Genomic DNA, 23,144 nt, shown 5'->3' with positions numbered 1-23,144 from the left:
CCCTTATAAACCTCTCTGGATTTCTTTAAAGAGTTGAAACTTATTTATGCAGTTTTCCGTTTATCAGTGGATTCCTCTAGCATATTTTCATCCGCTGGCTCTCTTCCAGGAAGAATGAGGTTTAACAATACACCGCAAATAGCTGCTAGGGCCATCCCCTGGATTTGTAATGATTCTGATACTTTTATCACTGCTCCACCAATGCCAACTACCAAGATGACAGATGAAATGACTAAGTTACGCTTGTTACCAAAATCAATTTTGCTATCCACCAGCATTCGTAAACCAGAGGAAGCAATGATTCCGAAAAGAAGGATTGAAACGCCGCCCATTACCGGTGTTGGAATGGTGCTGATTAAAGCAGTTATTTTTCCAATAAAGCCAAAGATGATGGCGAAGATTGCTGCACCAGCAATGACATACACACTATAAATTCGAGTAATTGCAAGGACACCGATGTTTTCACCATAAGTGGTTTTGGGCGGCCCGCCAATCAGAGCGGAAATCATCGTTGCTGTTCCATCCCCTAGGATTGAGCGGTGTAAGCCCGGTTCTTTAATATAATCCCGGCCGACTACCTTACTTAGCACCAACTGATGTCCGATGTGCTCTGATAATGTTACAATTGCAACTGGGACCATTAACAAGACTAAATCCCAAGTGAATTTTACTTTATAACTTACAAACGGAATGATAAATTCAGGCATTTCAAACCATTTAGCCTCTAAAACTGGTTTAAAATCGACCACTCCAACCACTAGTGCGTAGATATATCCGACAATAATCCCTGCTAAGATTGGGATCATACTTAACATTTTTTTTGCATATATCGAAAAGATAATTGTTGCTATTAGCGTGACAAGGGCTACCGAAAAATGAAGCATGCTGTATTTTCCACTCACAGGATTATTCATCGCCATATTCACAGCAGTTCCAGATAGAGCTAATCCGATGACAATAATAACTGGTCCAACAACAATTGGCGGGAGAAGATTCATAATCCAGCGATGACCTGCCTTGCTGATGATTAGTGAAACCAGTCCGTATACAAGTCCTGCGATGAATGTACCGACCATGGCACCGCCTGGTCCCCCAGCTGCTTTAGCGGCAATTACAGGTGCAATAAAGGCAAAGGATGAGCCCAAGTAAGCTGGAACTTGGAATTTAGTTAGTAATAGAAAGGCTAATGTGCCAAGTCCACTTGATATAAGTGCAATCGCCGGGCTTAATCCAACAAGGTATGGTACCAATATTGTGGCTCCAAACATGGCGAATAAGTGCTGTAAACTTAATGTAATCCATTGGAAGGGTTTAGGAATCTCTTTTACGTCTAGGATAGGTTTATTGTTCATTGTGAATTCCCCCATTTTGCTATATTGCTTTTCTTTAGTATCTTATTTTTTTCATAAAAAAAACCTCTTTGTCCGTGAGGGTACAAAGAGGGTATGGACATGCCTAAATAAGTATATTTCGGCATATTCCCCTTTGTCAGCCTCACAGGACTACTTTTAAAAGGGTAACTATTTATTTTTCAAAAATACTGACTTGATCGACCTGATCCACATCTGCTAATTGAACAACAATTTTTTCCTCACTTGAAGTAGGAATGTTTTTTCCCACATAGTCTGCTCGGATGGGAAGTTCCCGGTGTCCGCGGTCCACTAAAACCGCCAGTTGAATGACCGCAGGTCGTCCTATATCCATTAAGGCATCCAGTCCAGCTCTGACTGTTCTCCCCGTGTAGAGAACATCATCAACCAGTATCACTTTTTTATTATTTATCCCCACCGGAATATCAGATCCTTTAACCAGTGGTTCTTGATTATCAGTTTTCTTTGTTAAATCGTCTCGATAAAGGGTAATATCTAACTCCCCAACAGCTATTGCTTTCCCCTCAATTTCTTCAATTTTGGCTGCAAGTCGATTGGCCAAATATATGCCCCTCGTTCGAATACCAACCAAAATACAATCATCTATACCTTTGTTTTTTTCAATAATTTGATGGGCGATTCTTGTTAGGGCCCTGCCAATAGATTGTTCATCAAGGACAACTGCTTTTTGGTTCATACTACACCTTCTTCTTTTGTAAAAATAAAAAACCTCTCACCCAATTTTGGCGAGAGGTTAACAAGTTAATTTACAGATATTGGGTATAGTTACCCCCCATTATCTTAACCGTTTCCTTCTCAGCCTCACGGGACTGATTTAAAGGCTTATTAAGCTAAAATCATCTTACTTCAAATCACCGACTATGTCAACGATTATTTCGAAGCTGATTGAGTAATGACTCGATATCTTCTGGCAGTGGTGCTTCAAATTCTAGATATTCGTTTGTTCTAGGGTGGTTAAAACCAAGCACACCTGCATGTAATGCTTGTCCGTTTATATCGAGTGTCTTTTTCGGTCCATATTTTGGATCTCCAGCAAGCGGGTAGCCAATATATTTCATATGAACACGAATTTGGTGTGTTCTGCCGGTTTCTAATTGACATTCTACGAATGTAAAATCTTTATATCGTTCAAGCACATGAAAGTGTGTGACCGCATGTTTGCCATGATCAACGACGGTCATGCTTTGCCGGTCTTTAGTATCCCTGCCAAGTGGAGCATCAACAGTTCCAAAATCATGGGGAATGACTCCATGTACAATCGCTTTATATTTACGGGTAACGGATTTGGCCACTAACTGATTGACAAGACTCTCGTGAGCCAAATCATTTTTAGCTACCATTAATAAGCCGGACGTATCCTTATCGATTCGATGAACAATACCAGGTCTTAACACACCGTTAATCCCTGATAAATCCTTACAGTGAAACATTAATCCATTGACCAATGTTCCTGACATGTGACCCGGTGCGGGGTGAACGACCATACCCCTGGGCTTATTTACCACCAAAACGTCACTGTCTTCATAGTAAATGTCTAAATTAAGATCTTCTGGGACCACATCTAACTCTTCAGGGTCCGGTATCGTAATTTCAATTTGATCGTTCAAGCTACATTTATAATTTGTTTTAATTTGTTGTCCGTTCACCGTAATATTGCCTTCTTTAATCCATTGCTGTACTTGAGTTCTTGACCATTCCTCATCAAGACCAGAGATCACCTTATCAATTCGATCCCCTTTTTGCTCCTCAAGAATGATGTGTTCCATTTTCTCCATATGATTTCTCCTTTGTTTCTCTCTCTTCTAGCAACATTTGAATCATTAACAAGATGACCCCAATAACTAACGCTGAATCCGCGATGTTAAAGACAGGGAAATTATAGCCAAAAACATACGTATGAATGAAATCAACAACTTCCTTGCGAATGACACGGTCAATAAAGTTTCCAATCGCTCCTCCAAGCATTAATGCCAAAGATACACCAAGCATCCATTTCCCTCTTGCAGCTTTGTACAGATAATACATAATGCCGACGATAACAATTATCGTAATAACGTAAAATAGCCACATTTGTCCTTGTAATATTCCCCACGCCGCACCACGATTTCGATGAGAAGTAATATAGAAAATATTATCAATGATAGGAATACTTTCTCCTAGATACATTTTGCTTACAATAAGCCATTTCGTAATTTGATCTAATAAAATAACAAAAAGTGCGATTAAGTAATAAAACACTAAGAAATACCCCCACATCAACCTAGACTAAACTAATCAGTCTAGAAGCTTTCGCTTATCATACTTCTTAAGCATTTTAGCACACTTTATCGCGAAACGAAAATGTAACTTGATGAAAATGATTAGTAAATCGGTTTTTTGTAATAATGCAGTAAGTACTCTGAATCCTTTACTGACTTTATAGTAGGAATCATCTGTAATAATTCATTAGGCAAAAATTCTCCAGAGATTTCGCATTGCCCAAAGTTTCCATTTTCAAGTTTTCGAATTGCAGTATTAATATCTGATAATTCCTCTTCTAAGACGGCAGTAAACCAATCCTGCTTTGGTTTGTTTTTTAACGAATATTCAATTTCTTCTTTCGTATGACGGAGTTCCAAAAACAGCTGTTCCTGCGTGGCATTCATAGTTGTTACCTCCGTGTTTTATTTGTCTTATTATTTCCGCCAAGCAATAACCGACTCGGAAAAACATTTGACAACAACTACAACAATTAACGGAGAAGGAAAAATTTAAAAGCCCTATGCATTAGCACAGGGCTTTCAGATTAATTATGAGTATAGTTAGCTTTTACTACTTCAGCACAACGTGGGCAAAGTGTTGGGTGTTCTGGATCTTGACCTACTTCTGGTGTTACAATCCAGCAACGCTCACATGTTTCACCCTCGGCTTTAGTTATAACAATAGCCGCAGTTTCTAATTTAATTGCATTATCAGGGGCTTCCTCATAGGTTCCTGCCACTTCAAAGCCTGAGATAATAAAGAGCTGTTTCATATTTTCTTCAATTGAGTCTAATAACGCTTTTGATTTTTCATTAACATAAAGTGTAACTTTGGCAGTTAATGACTTCCCAATCACTTTCTGATTACGTGCTTCCTCAAGTGCCTTTAACACATCATCACGAAGAATCATAAATTCAGTCCACTTTTCCTCTAAAGCTTGAGCATTTGGTAGTTCCTGATACTCAGGTAGATCTGTTAACTGGACACTTTCTTCGGTTGCATCAGGGATAAAATTCCAAACTTCATCCGCAGTGTGTGAAAGAATTGGTGAAACTAATTTTGTTAAAGCAAGCAGCGATTCGTATAACACCGTCTGGATTGCACGTCGCTCATGATTATCTGTCGCTTCAATATAAAGAACATCTTTCGCAAAATCCAAATAAAATGAACTTAAATCAAGAGTACAGAAATTATTAATCGCATGATAGATGCCTGCGAATTCATAGTTTTCATAGGCATTGCGAACATTTTTAATCAACTTATTTAATTTAACGAGCATAAATTGGTCGACTTCACGGAGATCTTCATATCGCACTTTATTTGCTGGAGTAAAATCAGCTAAATTTCCTAATAAGAAACGGAAGGTGTTACGAATTTTCCGATAAACCTCTGCGACCTGCTTCAAGATTGCGTCTGAAACACGAACATCCGCTTGATAATCAACTGAAGCAACCCAAAGGCGTAAAATATCTGCACCTAACTGATTCATGACTTTCGCAGGGATAACGACATTCCCAATGGACTTACTCATCTTCCTGCCTTCTCCATCAAGCGCAAAACCGTGGCTTAATACTCCTTTATATGGTGCTTCACCTGTCACGGCTACAGCAGTAGATAATGACGAGTTAAACCAGCCTCGATACTGGTCCGATCCTTCAAGATAAAGATCAGCTGGACGAACTAAATCATCTCTTTCAAGCAAAACAGCTTGATGGGAAGATCCTGAATCAAACCACACATCCATGATATCTGTTTCCTTAGTAAATATACCATTTGGACTTCCTGGGTGGGTAAAGCCGGCAGGTAGTAATTCTTTTGCCTCACGCTCAAACCATACATTCGAACCAAATTCACGGAATAAATCTGAAACATGATTAATCGTTTCATCTGTAATGATTTCTTCGCCAGTTTCTGCATAGAAAACAGGAATTGGTACTCCCCAGACACGTTGACGAGAAATACACCAGTCACCGCGGTCACGAACCATATTAAATAATCGTGTTTCACCCCAAGCAGGAATCCATTTTGTTTCCTTGACTGCATCTAGTAATTCATTACGGAAATCTTTAATAGATGCAAACCATTGTGCTGTCGCTCGGTAGATTACCGGTTTCTTCGTTCTCCAATCGTGTGGATAAGAATGGGTAATAAACGAAAGTTTGAGCAATGCACCTGCATCTTCTAATGCTTGTGTGATTGGTTTATTAGCTTTATCGTAAAATAACCCTTCAAAACCTGGCGCTTCACTCGTCATCACACCTTTATCATCAACAGGGCATAGGACATCTAAACCATATTTTTGGCCTACGTAAAAGTCATCTTCCCCGTGACCTGGTGCTGTGTGGACACAGCCAGTACCTGCATCTGTTGTTACATGTTCTCCTAACATCACCAATGAATCCCGGCCATAAAGCGGATGGACAGTTAAAATATTCTCTAAATCATTTCCTTTTACCTTTTTAACAACGGTTAATTCTTCCCAGCCAATTTCCTTCGAAACAGATTCGAGAAGAGCCTCAGCAACTAGATATTTGTTTTCATTTGCTTCAACCACAACATATGTTAGTTCCGGATGTACAGAAATACCTAAGTTCGCCGGAATTGTCCAAGGAGTTGTTGTCCAGATAATAATTTGGGTGTCTGCATCTAGTACACCTTTTCCATCCTTCACCTTAAAGCCTACATAAATCGAAGCGGATTTTTTGTCTTGGTATTCAATCTCTGCTTCAGCAAGTGCAGATTCACTTGATGGTGACCAATAGACAGGCTTAAGTCCTTTATAAATATAACCTTTCTTAGCCATTTCACCGAAGACTTTAATTTGCTGTGCTTCATAGGCAGGTTTTAAGGTAATATAAGGGTTTTCCCAGTCACCGCGGACACCCAGACGTTTAAATTGTTCACGCTGATTGTCAATTTGCTCGAGTGCATACTTAGTACAAAGTTGACGGAATTCTGCAACCGTCATTTCTTTACGTTTCACACCTTTATTCGTTAACGCTTGCTCGATTGGTAGACCATGTGTGTCCCAGCCTGGTACGTATGGTGCATGGAAACCGCTCATGGATTTATAGCGGACAATCATATCTTTTAAAATTTTATTAAGGGCATGCCCCATATGGATGTCACCATTGGCATATGGAGGACCATCATGTAATACAAACATCGGACGTCCTTTGGTCCGTTCTTGAACTTTTTTGTAAATATTCAACTCTTCCCATTTTGCCTGAATCTCAGGCTCTCTTTGTGGAAGATTGCCACGCATCGGAAATTCAGTTTGCGGCATTAATAACGTATTTTTATACTCCATTTTTTCTTCCTCCTGTAATCCTCTTCATATAACAGAATAGCCAATAGACAAATAAAAAAAACCTCTCATCCCAAAATAGGGACGAGAAGGTTTTATCCCGCGGTACCACCCTGATAGATAGTTCGAATCAAATCGACTATCCTCTTTAGCATTCGTAACGTGAATAACACGCCTAAGCCTACTAGCCTTAAATTAGGAAGTTCAGCTTTGGAACTCAAGGGTGATCTTCAATTTTTCAACTTTACCAGGCTTCCACCACCCCTGACTCGCTAAAAAAGTCCTAGAAAAATTATACTGTCCCTATCATCGTCATTGACCATTCTTTATAACTGTTAAGAAATTATATGCTATAAAAACACTTTTCGTCAAGCTAATGAATCTTCTTCTTCATGAACTTTTAGTTCTGTTGCATCTACCTCATATTCTAATAAGTGATCCCAATCATCGGTATTTAACATATCAAGCTGGGCCTCAATCAACATTTTAAAACGTGTACGGAATACTTTTGACTGCTTTTTTAAATCCTCGATTTCAAGAGCAATCTTTCTTGCTTTTGAAAGTGATTCATTGACAATCCGATCCGCATTTTTTTCCGCTTCCTTAATAATCAACTTTGCTTCCTTTTGAGCATTCCTTTTAACATCCTCACCCGCTTCTTGCGCAATGATGATTGATTTATTTAAAGTTTCTTCAATTGTAACAAAGTGACCAAGTCGCTCATTCATATCATTCAAGCGTTCTTCTAATTCTTTTTTTTCTCTAAGTACTAATTCATAATCCTTGATAACCTGGTCGAGAAACTCGTTTACCTCATCCTCATCATATCCTCTAAAACCCTTATTAAACTCCTTATTGTGAATATCCAACGGTGTTAACGGCATCAATGCCACCTCCATACAATCTCTAATTCTATATGTATATGCAAGAATTCGACATCATTCATCGAATTTCCTTCTTTATTTTTGTACTTATTTTTGTTTTCCGACATTTAGTCGCCATTTTTCTTTTTTTGTTTTCCCTTCAATGGCAAGAATTTTTGCTCGGCCACTACCTCTAACAGAAATCATATCACCCACACCGCATTCAAATGATGGATTTTCAATTAATGTCCAATTCACCTTCACGAGTCCCTGTTGAATAAAGAGTTGTGATTTCTGCCGTGACACATGATAAATTCCTGAAATCACAGTATCAAGCCTCAAAGAAGATATCGTTAAATCACTTTCCACCAATTTTTCATTGGTGGAAAGTGCATTTTCTATATCTGTTTCAGTTAGTTTTACGCCTGCCCTGCCAATTGTTTCAACGTTACTTAATATATAGTCGCTAATATCCTTTGCAGCAAAAAATTGGCATTTCCCATCTATAATGATGATATCCCCAAATTTCCCCCGCTTTAGGCCTAAGGACATAAGCGTACCCAATACCTGTCGGTGTTCGATTGTAACAAACTTGGTTGGATAATGGATGTTGAAAAGGCTTATTTGAAATTCATCATGATTAATCGAAGTTAGATAATCTGGAAAAATTAAGGCTCTTTTTCGTTCTACATCCGTGCCGCCGCCAAAAAGTTTATATTTTACATCACCATTTTCACCAATTAACATTTTAAGAATATGCTGTTCTCTTGGATCAAGGAAATCAGTTAATTTAGGAGTATATTGTGTGTCTACATAATTCTTCCAATTTAACACCTGATCAATAAATTCTCGCTCTTCTGGACGAAAGTGCTGATAAATATTCATAATTCAATACACAACCTAGATTCAATATTCTTAAGAAACAAGAAAACGATAGACACTTGATAATCCACTTTGTGCAAAATTAAGAACAAGAAAGGCAACGATTGGAGAGATGTCCATCATACCAATCGGTGGAATGATTCGTCTAAATGGCTCTAAATATGGTTCACAAATCCTCGCAAAAAATTGTCCAATAGATGACTCTCTAGCGTTTGGGAACCAAGACATTAAAATATATATAATTAAGGCATACGAATAAAGTTGTATTAGCTTCTGTAATAAACTAAAAACCAGTGCCATTAAGCATTACCACCTCGTATTTTGATTTTCAAAGTCAGGAATAAGTTCTGATATATTTCCTGAAACCTCAACATTATCGGGTGTACATAAGAATATACTAAAACCAATCTTTTGAATGTCTCCACCAATTGCATAAACAGCGCCACTGAGAAAATCGACAATTTGTCTGCCCTGATCACTATCAATTCGCTGCAGGTTCACGACCACTGCGCGGCGGCTTTTTAAATGATCAGCAATTTCAGTTGACTCAGAATAAGAGCGTGGCTCAACTAAAATTACTTTGGATGACTTTGTGGAATTGGCAGCCTTTTGCACGGTTTGCAAGCTGACGACGTTTTGGTTCTTTACCACTGGTTGTTGCTTTTGTTTTACAGGAAGTGGTTCAACTACTTCTGGATAATCAACTTTGTTATCATCATATTCATCATCCAAAAAGAAAAATGTTTTTAATTTCGATTTAATCGTCATGATTTTCTCTCCTAACCATCTTCACCAACAAGCGCAGTGCCTATTCTTACCATTGTAGCCCCTTCTTCAATAGCAATTTCAAAATCATTTGACATGCCCATCGAAAGTTCAGTGCAAGGAGCATAATCCAAATTTAAGGCTTGGACTTGTTTACGAAATTCACTTAATTTATGAAAACATTTACGTATTTGCGATTCATTATCAGTAAGTGGAGCCATTGTCATTAAACCTTCAACACTGATGTGTTCAAACTTACGAAGTGATTCAATAAAAGTCAGTACTTCTTCAGCAGGTAAGCCATGCTTGGATTCTTCTCCAGAGACATTAACTTGGACCAAGCATTTTACCTTACGCTCTGCCCGTTTATTAATTTCTTCTGCAAGAGAAATCCGGTCCAAAGAATGGATATACTCAACAATATTAACAATATTCTTTACTTTTCGTGTTTGAAGTGAACCGATATAATGCCAAACAGGCTTGTCCCTAAGTTCTTCCCACTTCCTGAGGAGTCCCTCATCCCGATTCTCACCTAAATTTATTATTCCTGCTTGTAGTGCTTCATTCGCTCTCTCAGTACTAACGTATTTCGTAACCGCTATCACCCTGACTTCTTCAGGGTTTCGCTTGACTCGAAGGCAGGCCTCAATGATTTGTTGTTTTATTATTTCGTATTTTGCTTCTACCATCATAAACGTTCTGTAGTCTCCTTCCAGCCTATAAAAGTTAACATTCTTCCTGTTTTCCCTTGGTCACGACGGTGGGAAAAAAACTCTTTATCACAACTAGAACAAAAGTTTGTCAACTGGATATTCGTATTCGGCACACCAGACTTTATTAATATTTGTCTATTTACCTCACGTAAATCTAAGGAATATTGGCCTTCTTTAATTAAATTATAGGGTAAAATTTCGACATCTTCTAGTGTATTTTCGACCAAGTTTATCACATACTTATCAACAATATAACATTTTTCACAAATGGATGGGCCAATTGTAACTAGAATCTGTTCTGGGTTAATTCCTTCTTTTTTCCACGCAATGATCATTTCCCTTGCAATTTGACCTACAGTCCCTTTCCAGCCAGCATGGGCTACACCAATCATTTTTGATTCAGGAGCAATAAAAAAAAGAGGGACACAGTCGGCATAGCAGAGTGTTAACAAGACGCCCTCCTCATTCGTATAAAAACCATCTGTATCTTTAATAGCATTTTCATAGGAATTGGATCCTTTGCCACGGTCAAGTTTAGAAATTTTTTTCAGATGAATTCCATGTGTTTGTTCAGCTCCGACCCAGGACTTTAGTGGAAATGTGAGCAGGTCTGAAACTTTTTCTCGGTTGGAACAAACATCGCTTTGAATATCACCAACGTGAAAACCAAGGTTAAGGGATTTGTAATCCCCTTTGCTTACCCCGCCCTTATTAGTGGTTATTCCTGCAACTAAACCTGGATATTTGCTTACCCAATTTTCAATAGTTAAAAAGGATTGATTTTTTAAAACAAAGGGTTCCATATTCATACCTCTTATGTTTTTTCTATAGTTTACCATGAAAAGAAAATTTGGTCACCGCAAAAACAAGAGTTAAACTTCTGCTTCTTCCGTTATATTTTCTGCACTGCCTTTATATCTAACCAAAATGACATCTTGACCTATTTTTAAAATATTCTTCCAAGGAATAACTACGTCGTCATCTTTACCAAAAAAGCCAAGTACTCTTCCGCTGCCGCTAATCACGACTGCTTCAATCTTTCCTGTTGTTAAATTTATCTCAATATCACCAATATTCCCTAGCCTCTTTCCATCTGCTACATTCACCACATCTTTAATTTGGAACTCAGAAATTTTTACCATCTCACTCACTCCCGGTTTTATTTCTATAAAATATATGTTTACTCAATGACATTTAGAAAAAGGAATAAAAATAAAGCTGCCCTAAGGACAGCCTAACTTTGGATATTTTTATTCATTTGTCTTATCGCAGCTTTTTCTAAACGAGAAACTTGTGCTTGGGAAATCCCAATTTCATCTGCGACTTCCATTTGTGTTTTCCCTTGAAAGAATCGTTTTCGTAAAATTAACTTTTCGCGATCATTTAGCCTGCGCATTCCTTCTTTTAATGCAATTTCTTCAATCCAATGGATATCTTTATTTTTTTCATCGCTTAATTGATCCATTACATAAATTGGGTCGCCGCCATCATTATAAATTGGCTCGAAAAGAGACACTGGGTCCTGAATGGCATCAAGGGCGAAAACGATTTCTTCATGTGGAACTTCTAAAACCTTCGCAATTTCTTCCGCGGTTGGTTCCCTTGAAGTTTCGCTCATCAATCGCTCTCTTACCTGTAGGGCTTTATAAGCAATATCCCTCAAAGATCTAGAAACGCGAATTGGATTATTGTCACGCAAGTACCTTCGAATTTCACCAATAATCATTGGAACCGCATAGGTTGAAAACTTTACGTTTTGGCCCAAATCAAAGTTATCGATAGATTTCATCAGCCCAATACAGCCAACTTGAAACAAGTCGTCAACAAACTCGCCTCTATTGTTAAAACGTTGAATGACACTTAATACGAGTCGTAAATTACCGTTGACGAGCTTTTCTCTGGCATAAATATCGCCCTCTTGCATTTGCTTGAAGAGTATTCTCATTTCTTCGTTTTTTAGGACAGGAAGTTTTGCTGTGTCCACACCGCAAATTTCAACTTTATTTCGAGTCAATCCTTTTCCCTCCTCACAGGAGTTGCTGTACAAAAAACAGTATCTCCTTGAGAAGGAAAAATATGCACTTATCCACGATGGTGGACAAGTGCATATTTGTCGAAAAATGCAATTAAGTCACGAAAATCATAGGTTTTTAATGGAAAAAATTTTTTCTTCTTTACACCATTTTATTAAATTCTTTTCGCAGCCTTTTTATAATTCTTTTTTCTAAGCGGGAAATATAAGATTGGGATATTCCCAGCATGTCAGCTACGTCTTTTTGGGTTTTTTCTTCTCCATTTGTAAGACCAAACCGGAGTTCCATAATTTGTTTTTCACGGTCAGTTAGTTGATGAAGTGCTTTTGTCAGGAGCTTTCGGTCCACATTGGCCTCTAAGTCCTTTGTAATAATATCATCATCCGTCCCTAAAACATCAGATAATAATAGTTCATTCCCATCCCAATCAATGTTTAAGGGTTCATCAAAGGATACTTCTGACCTGATTTTATTATTGCGCCTTAAGTACATGAGAATCTCATTTTCGATACAACGTGAGGCATATGTAGCAAGTTTTATTTTTTTCTCAGGATTAAAGGTATTGACCGCTTTAATTAATCCAATGGTTCCGATACTAATTAAATCTTCTATATTAATCCCGGTATTCTCGAATTTTCTAGCAATGTAAACAACAAGACGAAGATTTCGTTCAATTAATATTGACCTAGCTGCTTTATCACCACCAGGTAATTTTTTCAGCAGCATCTCTTCTTCATCTTTGCTTAAAGGAGGCGGCAAGGCCTCACTACCACCAATATAATAAACTTCATCTGTTTTTAAACCCAATTTCATTAATAGTTTATACCAGTAATAGGATAGGCGAAGCCTCCATTTTTTCATATGTGTTCCTCCTTCTAAAATATGTTTTTCTGAGTATAGTAATACTAACTCACCTTAATGGTTTTCATTTGCTGCCTAGGACCTGTAAGCATCTTTGGATGAACAATACATTGAAAGGCATCTTCACTTGAGAGTTGCTTTGTTGTAAAGGAAACAAGACCTTTTTCACATAAATATTGAGTATCTTTATGTTCAATAAAAATGTTTTCTGGCTTTACCGCAATAATTAGTTGATGCTCTTGTCCAATCACACGAGTAGGTATAATTCTGATCCTATTTTGCCATTCATCTGGAAGGTCTCCACTGCCATTGATAAGTAATTCTGGGTCTCCTGCAAGCTTTCTTATTGATTCTGAAATTGTTTCTAGTTGGTTTTTAATGGAAACAAACATCACAGGAAGCTTTGATAATGGATCATAAAGTTGATTCCCGCTATCCACTAATCCTTTAAAGGTAAGTGTTTCGTTATTTATATTGACTCTGACTTTAACAATTTGATCAAATTGTATTTTTGTCATCTCCATGCTTTCAACATTTTTCCTTGAGAAGTGCCAAGCAACGGGAAAACCAATTAGAACGAATAGCCAGCTTATCGGATCTCCAAACCCTTTTGTACTGGACACAAGGACCTTGGTTGTTAGCTCAGAATCATACTGTATAAAATAATGGGCCCCCATTAATGCTCCGCCGATTAAAAAGGTGGACACATAAAGTGTCATTAACGCCTTAAAGAAAAAAGACATCCGCTTATATCCAAAGGTTATTAACACCATTAGGATTGAAAATATGAATTTTGATATGGGATGGCTTGTATAGACATTTAATGGCGTAAATGATAATAAAATTATCAAGGAACCAATAAATCCTCCGGCAGCTAGTCTCCCTATTTTAATCTCTCTTTTTAGAAAAATAGCTGTTAAATATAGAAGCAGACTATCAAATAATAAATTTAGAGCCCAGATCACATCTAAATAAATAGTTACCAGCTTCCTCTCTATAGATTTATCAGCTTTTCCTTTCTGTTTACGAAAAAGTATAACGTACTTGCATGGATGAAGTGTGTCACTTTGTGTAATCAAACAAACAAAAATTTGCACTATTCACAACGTATTTTGTCAGATGGATTTTGTCATACATTTTTATTTTAAACATACAAAAGACACGACCCAAAACAAGGCCGTGTCTTTTGTATAATTATTCACTTTTTATCTTCTACGATTGCGGTTCCGTAAGAAGGTTGGAATATCTAATGTTTCTTCTTGGGAAACTTGTGTATGGCGGACAGGCTCTTGCTGAACCTCTTCACGTTTTGGCTGTTCTCTTTTAACATTACCCATCTGTGGTTTAGCCTGACCAAAAGTAGGACGAGTAGCTTTTGGCTGCAAGGTTTCTTCTTTAAATCCAGTAGCGATGACAGTAACGATAATTTCATCCTTTAATGATTCATTGATAACAGAACCAAAAATCATATTTACTTCCTGATCAGAAGCAGTTGCTACGATATCAGCAGCTTCTTGAACTTCATAAAGACTTAAGTTTGTACCGCCTGTAATGTTCATTAGTACCCCTTGTGCTCCATCAATAGATGTTTCTAATAAAGGAGAACTAATTGCTTTCTTAGCAGCCTCTGCGGCACGGTTTTCACCAGCAGAAACACCAATACCCATTAAAGCAGATCCCTTATTAGACATGATTGTCTTTACATCAGCAAAGTCCAAGTTAATAAGACCAGGTACTGCAATTAAATCTGATATACCTTGTACACCCTGGCGAAGTACATTATCAGCTTCACGAAATGCTTCCAGCATTGGAGTGCTTTTATCTACAATTTCTAGGAGACGATCATTTGGAATCACAATTAGTGTGTCAACCGCATCTTTCATCGCACCAATTCCACCTGATGCTTGTCCAGAGCGTTTTTTTCCTTCAAATGTAAACGGACGAGTAACTACACCAACGGTCAATGCACCTAAGTCTCGAGCAATTTGAGCAATAACAGGTGCTGCACCAGTGCCTGTTCCACCGCCCATTCCCGCAGTAACAAATACCATGTCCGCACCACTTAATGCTGCTTCCAATTGTTCTTTACTTTCTTCAGCAGCTTTCTTTCCAACCTCTGGATTAGCACCTGCTCCTAGTCCACGGGTCAGTTTAGCACCTATTTGCATCTTAACTTCTGCTTTAGAAAGATTCAGTGCTTGAGCATCAGTATTAACAGCGATAAATTCTACTCCTTGAACGCCATGTTCAATCATTCGATTTACCGCGTTATTACCCCCACCCCCGACACCAATTACTTTTATAGTTGCAAGAGAATCTAAATTTGTATCAAATTCTAACATGACAATCCTCCTAATTCTTCGATTTCTTTTCGATTAGCCTATTCGAAAAAGTAACCAAGGAATTTTTTTACTTTTGATGACATCTTTTCTTCCGGATGTTTTTCTGCTTTTGGTTGTTTAGGTTGTTGATGTTGTTTAGGTGCTCTCTTTTCGGCAGGTTCAGAAATGGTTGAAGAACCAGCGTGTCCACCTGGTAATCTAGCATTCTTGTAAGCATACTTAATTAAACCAACCGCTGTGGTATATTGTGGTTCCCTTACACCAATATAGTCTGGCACCGCAATGCGTACTCTATTCTGTAATATAACCTGAGCAAGTTCAAGTACACCTTGCATATTTGCAATACCGCCAGTTAATACATAACCGCCCGGCAGGTCACTATATCCTAAGCGTTTCATTTCATGTAATACTAGTTCAAAAATCTCTTCCATTCTCGCTTCAATAACATCAGATATTTCCAGCTGATTAAACTGTTGATGTTGATCACTGCCAATGATTGGTACACTAAACACTTCATCTTCTGACGCTTCGTCATAGAATGCATGTCCGTGTTTGATTTTTATTTTTTCCGCATCTTCTGTCGAGGTCCGCAGGCCCACAGAAATATCTTTTGTAATATAGTCTCCGCCAATCGGAATAACACTTGTTTGGGAAATAAAACCTTCTTCGAAAACAGCAATTGTAGTGGAACCACCACCAAGATCGATAAGAGCGACACCGAGGTTTTTCTCATCTTTTGACAGTGCATAATCACCTGCTGCTAACGGCTGAAGAACAATATCTACTATTTCTAGACCGGCCCGTTCAACACATCGAAGAGTATTAATGATAATTGATTTGGAACCAGTAATAAGAATACCATCCATTTCCAAGCGAACCCCTATCATCCCACGGGGGTCGTTAATTTCATCTTTACCGTCGAGAATAAATTGTTTTCGGATAACTCCGATATTTTCTCTTTCAGGCGGGATCGAACCAACGTGTGATGCTTCAATGACACGAATGACGTCTTCATTCGTAATCTCTCTATTTTGGCTGGAAACAGCTACAATACCATGACAATGTTGAAGCATGACATTGTTACCTGAAATGCCAACCACCACATCCTTTATTTCCATCCCAATCATTCTTTCTGCCTGCTCTATCGCCCTTCTAATCGAATGAACGGTGTCGTCCATATCAACAATTGATCCTTTGCGCAATCCTTCGGATTTCACATTTCCAACACCAATTATATTTAATGAGTCTTTACCCGAGTCATTGACCATTTCACCAATGATTACTTTCACACTGGATGTACCGATGTCAAGACTAACATATATTTCATTGCTGTTCATTCTTTGGCACCTCCTTTAGATTTCCTTAAGTTGAACAACAACTATATTTTTTTTGTTCAATAAAAGTTCACTATACATATCATATAAAATTATTCGTCACAACTAAATGATTCCCTTTAAAAAAATTCAATTTTTTTCTACTTTTTCTTTGTTCGTTGACCATTTTGCCAATAATATTCGCCTTATTACGGCAATATTCTGAAACAGTCTGACACCAAACGCGAAAACTGCCGCTAAATATAAGTCTACACCAAGATTAACACCGAGAAAAGCTAAACTTGCAGCAAGTATAATATTAAAGAAGAACCCTGATACAAACACTTTTTCATCATATATATTTTGCAGGTATGCCCTGATCCCACCGAAAAGAGTGTCGAATGCTGCTAAGACAGCAATCGACAAATAATTGGAATATTCCTCAGGAATACGGATTTCTGTTAATAGTCCCAGAATGATCCCAATTACTAATCCTATGAATGGAAGCCACATTAAGAATCGCCTCCTTCTTTTGTCGGTTCCATGTAGCGGATGCGTATGGAATCATCGTAGGCTGGTACCGTTAAGTTCGGAATTGGTTTTGAAATCGAAAGTCTTAGATTTTCAATAAAGAATTCTTCCGTTGCTTTTGATACTTTCATCCGATTATATAATTTTTCAGCTGTAGAGTTATCATCTACACCTACAACAACTTCGATTGGCAACCTTTCAATCGTATGCCCATCAATTTTTGTTTCCATATTGATGTCGCGAATTACAGTGGTATTAATAATTCTCTTCCCATCGATTGCTACATATTTAGCTTCGTACATATTCAATTCGTTTAACAATCTTGTTAGGAGTTCAGGAGGAATAACTCTATTTACAGGTGTACCTATCTTAATTTCTTCGATTACTGGTTCAATCTTTAATTTAATACCAGGAACAGTAATTTCAGATAACCCGGCTTCAAGCTTTAGTTCCTTTAAAGTATCACTTAAGGCTTGTTCTTTGCTTTGTTTCCGTTTAGATTCATAGGCTGCCAGTTTTTCTTCATTTGAACGAATTTCACTTAATAAGTTGGATTGAAGTTCTTTTTCTTTTAATATTGCATCACGAAGCTGCCATATATCACGAGTATCCCGTTCAACAGGTTTTTTTACTGTTTGAAACTGGATAGCAATCATGAATCCTACTAAGACTGCGATCAAAGTAAAACTTAAATTTATTTTTTTGTTGTCCACTTTTTTCACCTAACCTTTTAAATTATCTTAACGTGGACATTTCCTCATGACTAACTACCTAGGATGGGATCAAGAACAATTTCATTATCTTTTTCCAGTGTAAAAATAATATTATCGTTTACTAACTGATCTTTCACCCCTCCTATAAGGTTTATGGATGAAGAGAGGACTTCAGGATCTCCGATTGCTGAAATTATGAAAGGAGCTGGATGCTCAATTCCATCAACAGTAATAACTGGTCCATTACAAATAATATAAGAATGGCTTGTCAGCCTCTGACCATTTATGGCAACTGCTGCTGCCCCGGATATATAAAGCTCATTTACAACTTTAAATACGTGATGTTCATGAACAAGATAATTATTGATATTATCCTCTTTTGGGTCGTAAGCACCATCCGTCAGTGTAATCTTGACCCCTTTACCTTTAACCTTCACTTTCCCTAAGAACATTCGATATTTCTCGGCATCTTCAGCAAGATTTTCATAAACCTCTGCCTCTTTAGAAAGATCTTTCTCATTTTTAAAAACCAAATCTTGTTTTTGACTTAATTCCTTTTGCAGTTCACGATTAGTTTTTTCTTCATTAATTAATTGGTTTCGAAGTGCAAGGGTCTGTTCCCACTGTCCATCAGAAACATTTGGTTTCCCTTTGTTCATTTCCAATTGTGTTAAATGATAGGAAAAGGCCATCAAAAATCCTAATACAAGGCAGACTAGGGACAAAACAACATGCTTACCCTTCACCCTTATCTTGCTCAACTTCTTTTTCCTCCACTTCGGTGTCAAAGGCCTTAAAATACGTTCCTACTTCCAGGTCAATAATCCCCTTTTTGTTGGGATCAATCTGAGAGATAATTGAGGGATAATGTACCATTTTTTCCGAGAAACTTCTTAATGTAGCACTAACCTCAAATCCATCATTCATAAATAAGGAAATATGATATTTATCAGTTTTTTTCGGAGTATAATGGATTTCAGAGATAGAGTTTGAAATTTCATTAGGAAGTTTTTCTAACTCTTTTACCATTTGATTGAGGGCTGCACCTTCTTTAAACTCGAATAAAATGGGAGAATTTACAGGAATTTTCTTCGCTGCTTTTTTGTTCACTATTTTCCCATTCTCCATAATTGGTAAGAATTTATTTTCTTTTTTCAGATAAGCAATTCTTTTGTGTTCTTTTACTTGGATTACCACTGTATTTGGCCAATGAGTCTTGATGGTAACTGTCTTTATCTCAGATAGACGCTTTATTCTCGATGCCGTTTCATCCTTTTTGATTTTCCAAATATTCGTATTATTCGAAAGGCCGCTCTGACTGATTAATTCCTTATCAGAATACACACCATTTCCTTTTATTGTTATCGTCTTTACATGGCTTAAAGGTGATTGTGAATAGGCGATAACTACTATCATTGTAAAAAACAGAATTAATAGGAGTACAAGGCGTCTGTTCGCTTTTCGTCTTCTTTGCTCCTTAAGCTTAGGAATACGGTCCTCGAGAGCTACAATTTTACCTTTTTCCATTTAAATTCCTCCACATAAAAAGCAGCTGCTCTAAAATAAGTAGACTAAGCCTGTCCAACATTCGATAGTGTTACCTCGAAAAGAGAAACAACGGCACGAAAAACCATGCCGTCACTAACTTTTTCGAGGTTGCACCTATAATATTATCAGTAATTATAACACAATATTTGTCATTCGGACGACATTTCTTACAAGAAAAGTAAGGATAATTTCTTTGGAAATTTAGTATAAATCCTTCCAGTTTTCTTATTTCCTACCGATTATTTCAACCTCTGTTTCCATTGTTACTTTATATAAGCTAAAAATGGTATCCTTGACATGTTGAATTAATGCCAGCACATCCTCTGCAGTGGCACCTCCAGCATTTACAATAAAATTCCCATGCATTTCCGAAATCTTTGCACCGCCAATACTAAATCCCTTTAACCCAGCGGTTTCAATTAATTTCCCAGCATAATTCGGCAGCGGATTTCTAAAAATACTGCCAGCACACGGAAAATTCCACGGCTGTGTCTCTTTCCGATAATCTTTGTTTTTTTGCATTTGTGCGACAATGGCTGATCGATCGCCTTTCACAAGATCAAAAACAGCTTCCACAACAATTCCTGGACGAGTTTTTTGTAGTACAGAAGTCCTGTAGGAGAACCCCATTTCCTCATTTGAGAGCCATTCCATTTTTCCATCATCAAATAAAATATGTGCTTTGGTTAAGATTTTACTAATATCCGAACCATGCGCACCTGCATTCATATAAACTGCCCCGCCAACTGAGCCAGGAATTCCACTCGCAAATTCCAGACCTGCAAGACCTTTTTTACTAATAAGTGTTGAAAAGCTGACGAGGGAGTGACCACCACCAACGGTAATACTTGTATCGTTAATCTCAAGGTGATCCATTCCAGAACTAAGCTTGATAACTGCCCCTTCAATCCCCTTATCCGACACTAACAGATTTGAGCCGCGGCCAATCGCACGCCATGGCAATCCATGATTTTCAATCACATTCATGACAGTTTTTAAATTTTCAACTGAAGACGGTTCTATAAAAAGGTCTGCAGGACCGCCTATTTTCATCGTTGTATGATTGGCTAATGGTTCATTTTCCTTAACCTTTCCGATATTTAAAGCCAATAACTCATTTAAGATTCCGTCCATAATTACCACCCTTACTTTCCTAGATGCATTTACATCAGTTTATGCTAAAAATCTTTATGGGCTACTTTTGATTTGTGTTTACCAGTTCTTGCATCAAGGAATAGAGTCTTGATGCTGAATCCGGAACACCCATTTTTTTAGCCTTAACCTTCATCTCTTTTAATTTATCTTTATTTAAAAGAATACGATCAATATGATTCACAAGACTATTATTATTTAAGTCTTTTTCTAATAATAGTTCTGCTGCACCATGGTCACTTAATGACCGAGCGTTTTTCTCTTGATGATTATTTGTTACATATGGACTTGGGACTAAGATGCTTGGGATACCAAGTGAAGTTATTTCTGCAAGTGTGGTTGCTCCTGCTCTCGATACCACTAAATCTACTCCTGCAAGTACTTCTGGCATATTATGAATAAACGGTTTAATGACTACATTTTTAGGGTTTCCAATTAATTCAACTTCTTTTCTGACATCCTCATAATGGACGTCGCCCGTAATATAAAGGACTTGATATGGTTTCTCAGCCAAATCAGCGAATGCCTTCACGACTGCCTCATTTATCGGCCTCGCACCACGACTACCACCGAAGATTAAAACCACTGGCATAGTTGCACTTAGTCCAGCACCGAGACGACCTTGAATCCCGTCTTTGCCCATTACTTCAGATGCACGAGGATTGCCCGTAAAAACTGATTTCTGTACTGGAAAGTACTCTTTTGCCTCTTCAAAACAAATGGCAATCTTGTTTACATATCTGCTTAAAAATTTATTAGTTAACCCTGGGACACTATTTTGTTCGTGAATGATTGTTGGGATGCCCAACTTTGATGCAGCATACACTACTGGTCCGCATACATACCCGCCTGTTCCGATGACAATGTCTGGTTTGAATTCCTTTAACATTTTTTTACTGTCTTTCACTCCTTTTAGGAAGCGGAGAACCGTTTTTACATTTTCAAAGGATAGTTTTCTTTTAAAACCAGTTATATGAATCGCTTTAAAATCAATATTCTCCCGCGGAACTATTTTGCTTTCCAAGCCATTGGTTGTTCCTATGTATAAAAATTGTGCCTCTTTGTTCTGTTTTTGGATTTCACGAATGAGTGCGAGAGCAGGATAAATATGCCCGCCAGTCCCTCCGCCACTAACTACTATTTTCATTTTTTCCACCTCATTAACTATTTAACACCTAATGCCTACCCTATCTTACTATAAAAACTCACAAAATAACGCAAATGAAAAAAGAATGTTACCTAATTGTAAATTAACACATCCTAAAATAAAAAAACCCTGCCGCTAAACAGGGTGAAGGTTCATAATCTCGAATACCTGCTGATATTAAGAAGAACACCTATCGCCATTAACATCAATGTTAAACTAGAACCCCCGTAGCTTAAAAATGGTAAGGTAATGCCTGTAACAGGCATTAGACCTGTAACAACACCAATATTAATCATGACTTGAATCGCTACCATGGCGATGATTCCTACAGCTAGAAAGCTGCCGTATAAATCTGGTGCACCTAAAGCGATTCGTATTCCTCTCCATAACAACAATGCAAATAAGAGTAATATAAATGATCCCCCAATAAAGCCTAGTTCTTCAGAAAGAATCGCAAAGATAAAGTCTGTCTGGGGTTCAGGCAGGTAGAAGAACTTCTGTCTGCTCTCGCCAAGTCCAAGCCCAAACAATCCACCAGGACCAATTGCATAGAGTGATTGAATAATTTGAAATCCCGTTACAAGCGGATCCGACCAGGGATCCAAAAAAGATGTGATCCGTTTAATACGGTACGGAGCGGAGGCAATTAGACCAATAAATCCCGCGACTCCCAACAGTCCCAGAAAGGCAAAATGACTTACACGAGCACCTGCAATAAAAATCATCACAACACAGGTTCCCATCATCACCGTACCTGTGCCTAAATCAGGTTGAAGCATGATCATTGAAAAGGCAAGAAAGGCAAGACCTAATGAAGGAATAAGACCTTTCTTAAACGAAGTAATCAACTTTTGCCGTTCGGAAAGATACTTAGCCAAAAAAGCAATCATTGCCAGTTTCATAAATTCAGAAGGCTGTATTGAGAAGGCTCCAACACCTATCCAACTACGAGAACCATTCCTTTCATTTCCAATTCCAGGAATCAACACAAGGATAAGTAACACAAAACAAACCAGTAGAAAGGTTTTGGACCAGGTCCGCCACGTCCAATAATTGATGTTCATGATGAAAAACATGGCAGCCACTCCAACCCCGGCAAAAAGAGTTTGCCTTTTCGCGAAGAAAAAGGAATCATTAAATTTATATTCAGCCCAAATAGCACTTGCACTGTAAACCATGATTAGCCCTATTGCCAAAAGTGTGAATGTTACAATCATTAAAATAAAATCAGGAGTAGTTCTCTTTGTCGGCACCACCATACACCTCAACTGCTAGTTTTAGGGCTTAGCAGAACCTCTAATTTTGCCTAGTGTCAAGTGCACTTGAAAAGTGAACTTTTCGA

At 37.8% G+C, this 23,144-nt stretch carries 25 protein-coding genes and 1 other annotated feature; all 25 genes read right to left on the bottom strand.

Annotated features, from left to right (window positions below; all coding sequences use genetic code 11):
* Nucleotides 1-44 precede the first annotated feature (44 nt).
* Complete coding sequence (locus AC4QJR_RS08610) at nt 45-1,352, bottom strand: solute carrier family 23 protein (protein ID WP_496525897.1); 1,308 nt, start codon at nt 1,350-1,352, stop codon at nt 45-47.
* A gap of 172 nt (nt 1,353-1,524) precedes the next feature.
* The gene (gene pyrR / locus AC4QJR_RS08605) at nt 1,525-2,067 is read right to left on the bottom strand and encodes a bifunctional pyr operon transcriptional regulator/uracil phosphoribosyltransferase PyrR (RefSeq protein WP_098572695.1); all 543 of its coding nucleotides are present in this window, start codon (nt 2,065-2,067) and stop codon (nt 1,525-1,527) included.
* A gap of 187 nt (nt 2,068-2,254) precedes the next feature.
* Nucleotides 2,255-3,166: an RluA family pseudouridine synthase gene (locus tag AC4QJR_RS08600; RefSeq protein ID WP_098572694.1), complete on the bottom strand. Its 912-nt coding sequence runs from the start codon at nt 3,164-3,166 to the stop codon at nt 2,255-2,257.
* Nucleotides 3,138-3,647 carry a signal peptidase II gene (gene lspA / locus AC4QJR_RS08595; RefSeq protein WP_285850877.1) on the bottom strand — a complete coding sequence of 170 codons (510 nt, stop codon included), beginning with the start codon at nt 3,645-3,647 and terminating at the stop codon, nt 3,138-3,140. Before lspA ends, AC4QJR_RS08600 begins: the two co-directional genes overlap by 29 nt.
* Before the next feature lie 104 nt (nt 3,648-3,751).
* Nucleotides 3,752-4,036, bottom strand: a complete 285-nt coding sequence (locus AC4QJR_RS08590) for a hypothetical protein (RefSeq protein ID WP_098572692.1) — start codon at nt 4,034-4,036, stop codon at nt 3,752-3,754.
* A 140-nt stretch (nt 4,037-4,176) separates the two neighbouring features.
* On the bottom strand, nt 4,177-6,942 hold the full coding sequence (gene ileS, locus AC4QJR_RS08585) for an isoleucine--tRNA ligase (protein WP_496525896.1): 2,766 nt from the start codon (nt 6,940-6,942) through the stop codon (nt 4,177-4,179).
* 74 nt (nt 6,943-7,016) lie between these two features.
* Nucleotides 7,017-7,258: a binding site (T-box leader), on the bottom strand.
* A gap of 49 nt (nt 7,259-7,307) precedes the next feature.
* Nucleotides 7,308-7,823, bottom strand: a complete 516-nt coding sequence (locus AC4QJR_RS08580) for a DivIVA domain-containing protein (RefSeq protein ID WP_026566392.1) — start codon at nt 7,821-7,823, stop codon at nt 7,308-7,310.
* An 87-nt stretch (nt 7,824-7,910) separates the two neighbouring features.
* On the bottom strand, nt 7,911-8,687 hold the full coding sequence (locus tag AC4QJR_RS08575) for a YlmH family RNA-binding protein (protein WP_098572690.1): 777 nt from the start codon (nt 8,685-8,687) through the stop codon (nt 7,911-7,913).
* A gap of 30 nt (nt 8,688-8,717) precedes the next feature.
* Nucleotides 8,718-8,984, bottom strand: coding sequence for a YggT family protein (locus AC4QJR_RS08570; RefSeq protein ID WP_098572689.1), 267 nt, complete (start codon nt 8,982-8,984; stop codon nt 8,718-8,720).
* Between the two features lie 6 nt (nt 8,985-8,990).
* Nucleotides 8,991-9,452, bottom strand: a complete 462-nt coding sequence (locus tag AC4QJR_RS08565; RefSeq protein WP_098572688.1) for a cell division protein SepF — start codon at nt 9,450-9,452, stop codon at nt 8,991-8,993.
* 11 nt (nt 9,453-9,463) lie between these two features.
* Nucleotides 9,464-10,141, bottom strand: a complete 678-nt coding sequence (locus AC4QJR_RS08560; RefSeq protein WP_496525895.1) for a YggS family pyridoxal phosphate-dependent enzyme — start codon at nt 10,139-10,141, stop codon at nt 9,464-9,466.
* Complete coding sequence (gene pgeF, locus AC4QJR_RS08555; protein WP_496525894.1) at nt 10,138-10,965, bottom strand: peptidoglycan editing factor PgeF; 828 nt, start codon at nt 10,963-10,965, stop codon at nt 10,138-10,140. The genes AC4QJR_RS08560 and pgeF overlap by 4 nt, the downstream gene beginning before the upstream one ends.
* Nucleotides 10,966-11,034: 69 nt before the next feature.
* The gene (locus AC4QJR_RS08550) at nt 11,035-11,304 is read right to left on the bottom strand and encodes a YlmC/YmxH family sporulation protein (protein WP_098572685.1); all 270 of its coding nucleotides are present in this window, start codon (nt 11,302-11,304) and stop codon (nt 11,035-11,037) included.
* Nucleotides 11,305-11,396: 92 nt separating this feature from the next.
* Entirely contained in the window at nt 11,397-12,176 is a 780-nt protein-coding gene (sigG, locus tag AC4QJR_RS08545; RefSeq protein WP_026566385.1) for an RNA polymerase sporulation sigma factor SigG, read from the bottom strand.
* Between the two features lie 160 nt (nt 12,177-12,336).
* Nucleotides 12,337-13,056 carry an RNA polymerase sporulation sigma factor SigE gene (gene sigE / locus AC4QJR_RS08540; RefSeq protein ID WP_026566384.1) on the bottom strand — a complete coding sequence of 240 codons (720 nt, stop codon included), beginning with the start codon at nt 13,054-13,056 and terminating at the stop codon, nt 12,337-12,339.
* Between the two features lie 44 nt (nt 13,057-13,100).
* Nucleotides 13,101-14,153, bottom strand: coding sequence for a sigma-E processing peptidase SpoIIGA (gene spoIIGA / locus AC4QJR_RS08535; RefSeq protein ID WP_496525893.1), 1,053 nt, complete (start codon nt 14,151-14,153; stop codon nt 13,101-13,103).
* Between the two features lie 108 nt (nt 14,154-14,261).
* Nucleotides 14,262-15,398 (bottom strand): cell division protein FtsZ, encoded by a 1,137-nt coding sequence (gene ftsZ / locus AC4QJR_RS08530; RefSeq protein WP_251456165.1) that lies wholly within the window; start codon nt 15,396-15,398, stop codon nt 14,262-14,264.
* A 38-nt stretch (nt 15,399-15,436) separates the two neighbouring features.
* Nucleotides 15,437-16,735, bottom strand: coding sequence for a cell division protein FtsA (ftsA, locus tag AC4QJR_RS08525; protein WP_098572683.1), 1,299 nt, complete (start codon nt 16,733-16,735; stop codon nt 15,437-15,439).
* A 126-nt stretch (nt 16,736-16,861) separates the two neighbouring features.
* Nucleotides 16,862-17,224, bottom strand: coding sequence for a small basic family protein (locus AC4QJR_RS08520; protein WP_098572682.1), 363 nt, complete (start codon nt 17,222-17,224; stop codon nt 16,862-16,864).
* Nucleotides 17,224-17,955 (bottom strand): DUF881 domain-containing protein, encoded by a 732-nt coding sequence (locus tag AC4QJR_RS08515; RefSeq protein ID WP_375374771.1) that lies wholly within the window; start codon nt 17,953-17,955, stop codon nt 17,224-17,226. The genes AC4QJR_RS08520 and AC4QJR_RS08515 overlap by 1 nt, the downstream gene beginning before the upstream one ends.
* A 50-nt stretch (nt 17,956-18,005) precedes the next feature.
* Nucleotides 18,006-18,716, bottom strand: a complete 711-nt coding sequence (locus AC4QJR_RS08510; RefSeq protein WP_251456171.1) for a DUF881 domain-containing protein — start codon at nt 18,714-18,716, stop codon at nt 18,006-18,008.
* Nucleotides 18,691-19,482, bottom strand: coding sequence for a cell division protein FtsQ/DivIB (locus tag AC4QJR_RS08505; RefSeq protein WP_098572680.1), 792 nt, complete (start codon nt 19,480-19,482; stop codon nt 18,691-18,693). The genes AC4QJR_RS08510 and AC4QJR_RS08505 overlap by 26 nt, the downstream gene beginning before the upstream one ends.
* A 246-nt stretch (nt 19,483-19,728) precedes the next feature.
* Nucleotides 19,729-20,637, bottom strand: a complete 909-nt coding sequence (gene murB, locus AC4QJR_RS08500; protein ID WP_098572679.1) for a UDP-N-acetylmuramate dehydrogenase — start codon at nt 20,635-20,637, stop codon at nt 19,729-19,731.
* 61 nt (nt 20,638-20,698) lie between these two features.
* Nucleotides 20,699-21,802 (bottom strand): undecaprenyldiphospho-muramoylpentapeptide beta-N-acetylglucosaminyltransferase, encoded by a 1,104-nt coding sequence (gene murG, locus AC4QJR_RS08495; RefSeq protein ID WP_496525892.1) that lies wholly within the window; start codon nt 21,800-21,802, stop codon nt 20,699-20,701.
* A 152-nt stretch (nt 21,803-21,954) separates the two neighbouring features.
* On the bottom strand, nt 21,955-23,061 hold the full coding sequence (gene spoVE / locus AC4QJR_RS08490) for a stage V sporulation protein E (RefSeq protein ID WP_285850879.1): 1,107 nt from the start codon (nt 23,059-23,061) through the stop codon (nt 21,955-21,957).
* Nucleotides 23,062-23,144 lie beyond the last annotated feature (83 nt).

It is taken from the genome of Neobacillus sp. BP17 (genome assembly GCF_059579525.1).
The sequence above is the reverse complement of the archived record's forward strand: the minus strand, read 5'-3'. Positions and strand labels throughout refer to the sequence as shown.

What these genes read in the sequence shown, in the direction of transcription:
- AC4QJR_RS08600 (WP_098572694.1), bottom strand. Translation starts at nt 3,166, where the DNA reads ATGGAGAAAATGGAACACATCATTCTTGAGGAGCAAAAAGGGGATCGA.
- ftsA (WP_098572683.1), bottom strand. Translation starts at nt 16,735, where the DNA reads ATGAACAGCAATGAAATATATGTTAGTCTTGACATCGGTACATCCAGT.
- ftsZ (WP_251456165.1), bottom strand. Translation starts at nt 15,398, where the DNA reads ATGTTAGAATTTGATACAAATTTAGATTCTCTTGCAACTATAAAAGTA.
- murB (WP_098572679.1), bottom strand. Translation starts at nt 20,637, where the DNA reads ATGGACGGAATCTTAAATGAGTTATTGGCTTTAAATATCGGAAAGGTT.
- pyrR (WP_098572695.1), bottom strand. Translation starts at nt 2,067, where the DNA reads ATGAACCAAAAAGCAGTTGTCCTTGATGAACAATCTATTGGCAGGGCC.
- lspA (WP_285850877.1), bottom strand. Translation starts at nt 3,647, where the DNA reads ATGTGGGGGTATTTCTTAGTGTTTTATTACTTAATCGCACTTTTTGTT.
- AC4QJR_RS08590 (WP_098572692.1), bottom strand. Translation starts at nt 4,036, where the DNA reads ATGAATGCCACGCAGGAACAGCTGTTTTTGGAACTCCGTCATACGAAA.
- AC4QJR_RS08580 (WP_026566392.1), bottom strand. Translation starts at nt 7,823, where the DNA reads ATGCCGTTAACACCGTTGGATATTCACAATAAGGAGTTTAATAAGGGT.
- AC4QJR_RS08565 (WP_098572688.1), bottom strand. Translation starts at nt 9,452, where the DNA reads ATGACGATTAAATCGAAATTAAAAACATTTTTCTTTTTGGATGATGAA.
- sigE (WP_026566384.1), bottom strand. Translation starts at nt 13,056, where the DNA reads ATGAAAAAATGGAGGCTTCGCCTATCCTATTACTGGTATAAACTATTA.
- murG (WP_496525892.1), bottom strand. Translation starts at nt 21,802, where the DNA reads ATGAAAATAGTAGTTAGTGGCGGAGGGACTGGCGGGCATATTTATCCT.
- ileS (WP_496525896.1), bottom strand. Translation starts at nt 6,942, where the DNA reads ATGGAGTATAAAAATACGTTATTAATGCCGCAAACTGAATTTCCGATG.
- AC4QJR_RS08550 (WP_098572685.1), bottom strand. Translation starts at nt 11,304, where the DNA reads ATGGTAAAAATTTCTGAGTTCCAAATTAAAGATGTGGTGAATGTAGCA.
- AC4QJR_RS08575 (WP_098572690.1), bottom strand. Translation starts at nt 8,687, where the DNA reads ATGAATATTTATCAGCACTTTCGTCCAGAAGAGCGAGAATTTATTGAT.
- AC4QJR_RS08570 (WP_098572689.1), bottom strand. Translation starts at nt 8,984, where the DNA reads ATGGCACTGGTTTTTAGTTTATTACAGAAGCTAATACAACTTTATTCG.
- AC4QJR_RS08520 (WP_098572682.1), bottom strand. Translation starts at nt 17,224, where the DNA reads ATGTGGCTTCCATTCATAGGATTAGTAATTGGGATCATTCTGGGACTA.
- AC4QJR_RS08505 (WP_098572680.1), bottom strand. Translation starts at nt 19,482, where the DNA reads ATGGAAAAAGGTAAAATTGTAGCTCTCGAGGACCGTATTCCTAAGCTT.
- pgeF (WP_496525894.1), bottom strand. Translation starts at nt 10,965, where the DNA reads ATGGAACCCTTTGTTTTAAAAAATCAATCCTTTTTAACTATTGAAAAT.
- spoVE (WP_285850879.1), bottom strand. Translation starts at nt 23,061, where the DNA reads ATGGTGGTGCCGACAAAGAGAACTACTCCTGATTTTATTTTAATGATT.
- AC4QJR_RS08560 (WP_496525895.1), bottom strand. Translation starts at nt 10,141, where the DNA reads ATGATGGTAGAAGCAAAATACGAAATAATAAAACAACAAATCATTGAG.
- AC4QJR_RS08610 (WP_496525897.1), bottom strand. Translation starts at nt 1,352, where the DNA reads ATGAACAATAAACCTATCCTAGACGTAAAAGAGATTCCTAAACCCTTC.